Raw genomic sequence first — 6,997 nt, forward strand, 5'->3', positions numbered from 1 at the left:
GATGACCAGGCCGGCGATGACGTCCCCCTTCACGAACTTCATCGCTCCATCCATGGCACCGAACATCTGGGACTCGCGCTCCAGGTTCCGCCGTCGCTTGCGGGCCTGTGCCTGGTCGATGGCCCCCGCGCGCAGGTCCGCGTCGATGGACATCTGCTTGCCCGGCATCGCGTCCAGGGTGAAGCGCGCGGAGACCTCCGCCACACGCTCGGCTCCCTTGGCCACCACGAGGAACTGCACCAGCGTGAGGATGGCGAAGATGACCGCGCCGACGACGTAGTCCCCTCGCACCACGAACTCGCCGAAGGCCTGGATGATCTCCCCCGCGTGCCCCTCCGCGAGCGCCAGCCGCGTGGACGACACGTTGAGTGCGAGCCGGAACAACGTGGTGAACAGCAGCAACGTCGGGAAGGACGTCACCTTCAACGCGTCCCGCGCCTGGAGCGCCGCCACCAGCAAGGCCACCGCCGCCGCCAGATTGATGGCCAGCCCCACGTCCAGCAGCCAGGGCGGCAGCGGGATGATGAGCGCACCGAGCACCGCGGCCATCGCCACCGCGAGCACCACATCCGAGGACTTCCGAGCCCTCAGGAGAATCTTCACCAGTTGGTTCATGACGTCTTCCTCCGTGGATGGTCGTCCACGTCCTGCGACTCCTGCGCGACCCGGAGGACCGCCGCGGCGGCCTGGTACAGCTCCTCGGGGATCTCCTCCCCGACGTCGTAATGGACGAGGCTGCGCGCCAGCGGCACGTCCCGAACCACCGGGATTCCGAGCCGCTCGGCCTCGCGCCGCAGCCCGAGTGCGTCCGCCTCGCGCCCCTTGGCGACGAGGTAGGGCGCCTCACACTCTTCCGTGGCGTAGCGGAGCGCGACCGCGATGTGCGTAGGGTTGACGACCACGACACTCGCCTTTTGCACTCCGCGTGCCGCGCCTCCCGCGGCCAACTGGCGATGCAGCGCCTTGCGTTGGTTCTTGTGGTGCGGGTCGCCCTCGCTTTCCTTGTGCTCCCGCTTCACTTCCTCGCGCGTCATCATCAGGTCCTTCACGTGACGTCGGCGCGCGAGCGCGTAGTCCCCCACGCCCAGCACCACGAGGAACCACGCGAGCCGGATGCAGAGGGGGCCGAGCAGTCCCACGACATGCTCCAGCCCCAGCGTCCCCTCCAGCCACGCCGTGCGGAGCACGTCCGGGCCGGCCTCCACCGCCGCGCTCCAGACGAGCCACACCACCACCGCGGCCACGAGCAGCGCCTTGCCCAGCTCGATGAGCGGCTTCACGCTGAAGAGCTTCTTCACGCCCTCCGCCGGGTTGATGCGCTCGAGCTTCGGCGTTACATGCTCCACGTTCAGCTCGAAGCCCACCGTGGCCAGGGACACCGCGAGAGACCCCAGCAGCGCGCCCCCGAGCGCGGGGCCCACCAGGAGCGCCATCACCCACCCCGCCTCCACCAAGGCCCCCGTGGGCTCCTGGTACAGCATCAGCCGGGCCGTCCAGTCCTTCAGCCGCGCGAAGCCCGCCCCCGCCGACGCGCTGAGGCCGAGCACTCCTCCAAGTGTCACCACGCTGGAGGACAGGAGGCGGCTGCGTGGAATCTGCCCCTTGCGGCGCGCATCCCGCAGGCGCTTCGCCGAGGGTTGTTCCGTCTTCTCGCTCACCGCGCCACCTCCCCGAGCTGGAGCAGTGCGGCCTCCATCGACAGGAAGCCCGAGAGCAGCCGCTCACAGAGAATGCCCACCCCGAGCCACAGCAACGCCCCTCCCGCGAGGATGCGTAGCGGCGCGCCTACATCCTGGAGGTTCACCTGGGGCGCGGCTCGCGACACCATTCCCAGCAGGCAGTCCACCGCCATCACCGCCGCGGCGATGGGGGCGCCCACCGCGAGCCCCGTGGCCATCGCTCCCCCGGCCAGCCCCACCACGTGCATGACGGCCGCCTCGGTGGGCACGTACGCGCCGAGCCGTACCCACCCGAAGCCACGCACCAGCCCCGAGAGGACCACGGGCATCAGCCCCCCTGTCACCACCAGCCCGACGAGGAGCTGGTAGAGTACGTCTCCCGTCGCCGCCTCACGCGACCCGGCCACGGGCAGGCTCGCCTCCGCCGAGGTGCCGCGAAAGAGGTCGATGAAGCGCCCGCCCATCCGCGCCGCGTCGAAGGGCAGCGCCGCCACCAGTCCCACGGACGTACCGAAGGTGAGCTCTTTCATCGCCAGCGCGGCCAGTTGTAGCGGCGTCTCCACGGGCGTCGGCAGGCTCACCCCCGCTACGTGGTGCAGGAAGAGCCCGAGGCTCAGCACCAGGGCGAGCTTCACCGTCGTCGGCGCCGCCTGCCCTCCCAGGAGAGGACAGAGGAAGGCCACCGGGAGCAGACGCGCGGAGCACAAGGCCACCGCCACCACACTCGGCCCCAGCAGGTCGAAATGGTCGCGAAGGAGGTCGAGGTTCACCCTCCTACCTCCGCGATGACCATCAGAACCCGATGGGCGAAGAGCGTGAGCTGGCTGGCGATCCACGGCCCGGCCAGCACCAGCGCGAGCACCGCCGCGCACAGCTTGGGCACCACCGTCAGGGTGCTCTCCTGGAGCTGCGTGGTGGCCTGGAAGAGGCTCATCAGGAAGCCCACCACGAGACTCGCCCCGATGGGCGGCAGCGAGGCGAGAACCATGAGGAGCAGGGCCTCGCGACCCAGCGACAGCAGGACATCCTGGGTCATGGCATCACCGGTAGCCGAGGATGAGGCCCCGCGCGAGCAGCGACCAGCCATCCACGGCGACGAAGAGGAGGATCTTGAAGGGCAGGCTCACCTGACTCGGTGACAACGACTGCATCCCAAGGGCGAGCAGGACGTTGGCGATGACCATGTCCAGCACGAGGAACGGGAGGAACACGAGGAAGCCAATCTGGAAGGCTTCCTTCAGCTCGGTGATGACGAAGGCCGGGATGACCACGAAGAGGTCGTCCTCGTGCACATGGTCCGCCTCCTCCGGTGGCCGCAGCTCGCGCGCCAGGTCCACGAAGCGCGCTCGCTCCTCCGGACTGCCGTGCTTCACCAGGAAGGTGCGCAGCGGCTCGGACACCTTGCTCGCCGCGCTGATGATCTGCGCTCCGGAGCGGGTGTCCTCGTAGACCACCTGCCCCACGTCGTACATGTGCTCCATCACCGGCGCCATGATGTGTCCCGTCAGCACCGCGGCGAGCCCGGTGAGCACGATGGTGGGCGGCGCCTGCTGTGTCCCCATCGCCGAGCGCGCCAGCGATAGCACCACCGCGATCTTCGAGAAGCACGTCAGCATCAGCACCGCGAAGGGCAGCAGCGACATCAGCGCCAGCATCCCCATCATCGACAGCGGGCTGCCGGCGAAGGACATCTGGGAGAGCGAGGGCTCCGCCGCCGAGGCCAGCCCGGGAACGAGGACGCTCACGAGGAGCAACGCGCGGTTCATGACAGGTCCTCCTTCGCCGGCAGGTGGGTCATTGCGCGCCGACGCGACCGGGGCTTCACTCGCTTTGGAACGCGCGCCCGGTGGATCTCCGCGAAGGAGTCCCCGAACGCCACGAGGTAGCGGCTCCCCTCCACCTCCACCAGCGCCAGGCCGCAGCGCTGGGACAGCCCCGTCCGAGACACCACCCGCATGCGCTCGGAGAGCGTGAAGCGGGACTCGGCACGGCCCCGTCGCATGAGCCACCAACCAAGGCCCGTCAGCGCCAGCGCTCCCAGCAGCCCACGGGCCACCGAGGTCGCCGACACTCCCCCCAACGGGGCGAGCGCGGCCAGCCCGAGGAGGAGCCCTCCCGCCAGCAGCACCTTGGTCCTCGGAGATGCGAAATCGAGCAGGGTCTTCATCGGAGCGCTCACGACCCCAGGGTGAGGATGCGGGCCCCCACCTCGCCCTCGATGTCCACGAGCTCCGCGCGGGCCACCACCCGGTCCCCCACGCGCAGCAGCACCGGCTCGCTCGCGTTGATGCGCAGGGGCAACAGCGCGCCCGGCTTGAGCCCCGCCAACTCTGAAATCGGCAGCGTCAGCCGCGTCAGTTCGATCTCCACTTCCACTGGCAGCGGGGGCATCCCCTCGCTCCGCTCGTTCACGTCCGCCATGTCCGACTCCTGGAGCAGTGCGCGCCCGTGCGCGCGGTTCAGAGAGAAACCTTCGGAGGCGAAGTCGCCCGCCAGATAGAAGCCCCGCAGCACGAGGCGCCCGGGGCCGAACAGCCGCGTGTCCTCCCGGCGCAGCCCCTCGAAGAGGAGGACGTCCCCCACACCGAGCGACTCCAGCGCCTCGCGCGACAGCGACGCGCGCCCCACGAGACAGCGTGCCTTCAACCGCGCCGCGAGCACCTCGGGAGCAATCGCCGGGTCGTGCTCCACCGGGAAATCCTTCAGCGCCCCCTCGAGCACCACGGAGGGGAGCACCAGCCGCCCACCCGACGTCGTCTGCCCCACCGTCACCTTCAGCTCCACGCCCACGTGGCGCTGCCGCGCATCCAGGCGGGTCAGCGCCTCCGTGCGATTCATCGTCACGCCCGTGAGTCGCGGGCTGAACCGTCGCTGGAGCTCCTCCTGACCGCGCAGCGCGTGCAGCGCCGACAAGCCGAGGAAGGCGAAGGACGCTTCCTCCAGGCGCGTCAGGTCCGTGATGGGACCGGGCTTCGTCCCCGCCCCCGCCAGTCGCTCCAGCGCGGCGAAGAGCACCGGCGGCTCCAGCTCCAGCACCGCCGTCCCGCCCGTGGCGGACAGCTCCACCAGCGCGAAGGCCGCCGTATGCGCCAGACCCGTCGCCGGCATCAACACGGCCTCCAGCAACCGCGCCTCGAGCCGGACGGGGCATCCCAGCTCCTGGCTGAGCGCCGCGCACACCACCTCGAGGGCTCGCCGCGCGAGCCGTACCACCTGGGGCCGCTCCTTCAGCGTCATATGGGCGCGCGACAGTCGGCGCGTGCCGAGCCGGCGCAGCCGCATGGGCTTCAACGTCGTGGACCGTGTGCCTTCTCCAACAGACATCTGCATGGTTCTCTCCGTGCTGCGGACGAGCCGCTCCTATTCACGGCCGGTGCCACCGGTCGTGCATGTGAAATCGAGGGGTTGGACTTCAGGGGGCGTCCGGAGTCGGGACGGGGGATCTCAGCGTGTGGCTTCGCGGATGAGCCGCTCGGCCAACGCACACACCGCTGGAGTCGACGCCGCGTCGGGCGGCTCCACCTGGCGCTCCGGAAAGAGGCTGCGGTGGTAGGGCGGCAACCTGCGGAAGATCTCCCGCCGCAGCACCTCCGGCGCTTCCTCCATCAGCGCCCGCAGACGTGCCGAGGCATCCGGCCGCACGCCGAACTCCACCGACACCCGGGCCTGCCGCAGCGCCGAGGAGAGCGCGGCGAAGCCCGCGAGGTAGTCCTCCGCCTGTCGCGCCTCGGGCTCCCTCAAGCCGTTGAGCAGCGCCTTCGCCCGCTCCCGGCCGAACACCAGGGCCACCAGGGCCAGCCGCTCCAGGCACAGCGAGACTGGAGCAGCAGGGAGGGCCATTGCCGGCTCCGGAGGGTGCACTGGAATCCGGACCACCACCGTCTGGACTTGAGCCGGATCTTTCTTCCCGGGGAGTGGCCTCCGGGTGATGCGCGTCGCTTCCATGGCTCACCCTTCCGGAGGCTCACGCCACCTTGCGCGCGGGCCCGGGGGTCACCACGGGACGCGTGGGCGCTGGCGGAGCGGCGGGTTTCGCCTCCGCCCTGGCGCGGTAGTGCCGCAGGCGCAGCGTCATCAGGATCAGCCCCACGGACAGCCCCGTGACGAACAGGGCCAGCACCGCCAGAAGCACCCGCAGCCGTGTCAGCGGAGAGCCCGCCGGCGTGGGCGTCACCACCCTCGTGGACACCTCGTCCACCATGAGCGACACCGAGTCCGCGGAGAGCCCCTCCACGCCTCCGGCGATGATCGACCGCAGCAGCTCCCGCGAGCCCTTGATCTGCTCCGCATGGCCCGGTGCCACACGCAGCATGGCCGACGCCTTCGCGGGCACCGGCTGCTGCCCGGGCCGCGGCGGCGCGGGCACCACCAGGTGCACGCGCGCGATGAGCACTCCCTCCACCGTCTGGAGCGTCTTCTCCAGACCCCGCTCCATCACCCGCACCCGGCAGAGCTGCTCCTCCACTGGCGTACGCACCAACCCGCCCCCTCCGAAGACGTCACAACCCTGCTCTGATACGGGCCTCGGAAGCCCCAGCTCGGCCAGGATCCGCACCGCGTCCGAGGCCTGCTCCTCGATGACCTCGATGGCCCACGTGGGCTTCTTGCCCGCCTCGGGCACCTTGCGTGCGTCGAGCCCTCGCTCGACGAGCACCGTCTGAAGCTCGTTGGCCTGGCGCTCGTCCAGGCCGTGCTGGATGCGCTCCCGGCACCCGGTGACGCACAGGAGCAGGAGGAAGAGACAGCGTCTGATGAACATGGGGAACTCCTCACACCTGGGTCTGAAGCACCTGCTTGACGCCGCCGGTCGCCTTCTCGACGACCTTGCCGGCCAGATCGAGCTCCTGGCTCGCCCGGTACATGTGGGCCTGGAGGGCCAGCAGCTCGTTCGGGGAGAACGACTTCCCCGACTGGGCCAGCTCCAGGATGTGATCCATCCGCTGCTGCGCCTCGCTCACTCCGTCCAGCATCCGCACCGCCTGCTGCGAGCGCGCCGACCGCACCGAGTCCACCTTCCCAGCGGCCTGGACCTCCGAGGTCCCCGCCGTGGCCCGCTCCACCCCCTCCGCCTTGCATGCCCCGCGCGGCGCCTCCGTCCGCGAGCCCTCGGTGGCGACCTGGGGCCCCGGCTGCCGGGCCGGCTCCTTCACCCCCTGGAGCACCTCGCCGAACCGCGCCTTTCCCGAGGGCTCCAGCGCGGGCGTTGCTCCCGCCCCGCCAACCGCCCCCACCTTGTCGATGGTCATGGCGCGCCCCCTACCGGATGTTGTTGATGGCGGCCTTCGCCGAGTCGTGGCGGACCTTCATGATGTTGGAGA

General features: G+C 70.3%; 10 protein-coding genes. All 10 read right to left on the reverse strand.

The features are described 5' to 3' along the window. Positions 1-615 (reverse strand): FHIPEP family type III secretion protein (locus tag VF794_RS21835; protein WP_331113428.1); only part of this gene is annotated, 615 nt, incomplete at its 3' end. After that, positions 612-1,658 carry an EscU/YscU/HrcU family type III secretion system export apparatus switch protein gene (locus VF794_RS21840; RefSeq protein WP_331113430.1) on the reverse strand — a complete coding sequence of 349 codons (1,047 nt, stop codon included), beginning with the start codon at positions 1,656-1,658 and terminating at the stop codon, positions 612-614. The genes VF794_RS21840 and VF794_RS21835, both read right to left, overlap by 4 nt. Next, positions 1,655-2,449 carry a flagellar biosynthetic protein FliR gene (locus VF794_RS21845; protein WP_331113432.1) on the reverse strand — a complete coding sequence of 265 codons (795 nt, stop codon included), beginning with the start codon at positions 2,447-2,449 and terminating at the stop codon, positions 1,655-1,657. The genes VF794_RS21840 and VF794_RS21845 overlap by 4 nt, the downstream gene beginning before the upstream one ends. Then, positions 2,446-2,715, reverse strand: a complete 270-nt coding sequence (locus VF794_RS21850; protein WP_331113434.1) for a flagellar biosynthetic protein FliQ — start codon at positions 2,713-2,715, stop codon at positions 2,446-2,448. Before VF794_RS21850 ends, VF794_RS21845 begins: the two co-directional genes overlap by 4 nt. Before the next feature lie 4 nt (positions 2,716-2,719). After that, the gene (sctR, locus tag VF794_RS21855; RefSeq protein ID WP_331113435.1) at positions 2,720-3,445 is read right to left on the reverse strand and encodes a type III secretion system export apparatus subunit SctR; all 726 of its coding nucleotides are present in this window, start codon (positions 3,443-3,445) and stop codon (positions 2,720-2,722) included. Next, positions 3,442-3,846 carry a flagellar biosynthetic protein FliO gene (locus tag VF794_RS21860; protein ID WP_331113437.1) on the reverse strand — a complete coding sequence of 135 codons (405 nt, stop codon included), beginning with the start codon at positions 3,844-3,846 and terminating at the stop codon, positions 3,442-3,444. The genes sctR and VF794_RS21860 overlap by 4 nt, the downstream gene beginning before the upstream one ends. 8 nt (positions 3,847-3,854) lie before the next feature. Beyond that, the gene (sctQ, locus tag VF794_RS21865) at positions 3,855-5,009 is read right to left on the reverse strand and encodes a type III secretion system cytoplasmic ring protein SctQ (RefSeq protein ID WP_331113439.1); all 1,155 of its coding nucleotides are present in this window, start codon (positions 5,007-5,009) and stop codon (positions 3,855-3,857) included. A 114-nt stretch (positions 5,010-5,123) separates the two neighbouring features. Continuing rightward, the gene (locus tag VF794_RS21870; RefSeq protein ID WP_331113442.1) at positions 5,124-5,519 is read right to left on the reverse strand and encodes a hypothetical protein; all 396 of its coding nucleotides are present in this window, start codon (positions 5,517-5,519) and stop codon (positions 5,124-5,126) included. A 124-nt stretch (positions 5,520-5,643) separates the two neighbouring features. Further along, positions 5,644-6,438, reverse strand: a complete 795-nt coding sequence (locus tag VF794_RS21875; RefSeq protein WP_331113444.1) for a flagellar M-ring protein FliF — start codon at positions 6,436-6,438, stop codon at positions 5,644-5,646. 10 nt (positions 6,439-6,448) lie between these two features. After that, positions 6,449-6,925, reverse strand: coding sequence for an ATP-dependent helicase HrpB (locus VF794_RS21880; RefSeq protein WP_331113446.1), 477 nt, complete (start codon positions 6,923-6,925; stop codon positions 6,449-6,451). Positions 6,926-6,997: the final 72 nt, after the last annotated feature.

Source organism: Archangium sp. (assembly GCF_036389735.1).
In the GTDB taxonomy this organism is placed as follows: Bacteria; Myxococcota; Myxococcia; order Myxococcales; family Myxococcaceae; genus Archangium.

Coding starts and splice junctions, on each gene's coding strand:
- VF794_RS21850 (WP_331113434.1), bottom strand. CDS start 2,715: ATGACCCAGGATGTCCTGCTGTCGCTGGGTCGCGAGGCCCTGCTCCTC.
- sctR (WP_331113435.1), bottom strand. CDS start 3,445: ATGAACCGCGCGTTGCTCCTCGTGAGCGTCCTCGTTCCCGGGCTGGCC.
- VF794_RS21860 (WP_331113437.1), bottom strand. CDS start 3,846: ATGAAGACCCTGCTCGATTTCGCATCTCCGAGGACCAAGGTGCTGCTG.
- sctQ (WP_331113439.1), bottom strand. CDS start 5,009: ATGCAGATGTCTGTTGGAGAAGGCACACGGTCCACGACGTTGAAGCCC.
- VF794_RS21870 (WP_331113442.1), bottom strand. CDS start 5,519: ATGGCCCTCCCTGCTGCTCCAGTCTCGCTGTGCCTGGAGCGGCTGGCC.
- VF794_RS21875 (WP_331113444.1), bottom strand. CDS start 6,438: ATGTTCATCAGACGCTGTCTCTTCCTCCTGCTCCTGTGCGTCACCGGG.
- VF794_RS21880 (WP_331113446.1), bottom strand. CDS start 6,925: ATGACCATCGACAAGGTGGGGGCGGTTGGCGGGGCGGGAGCAACGCCC.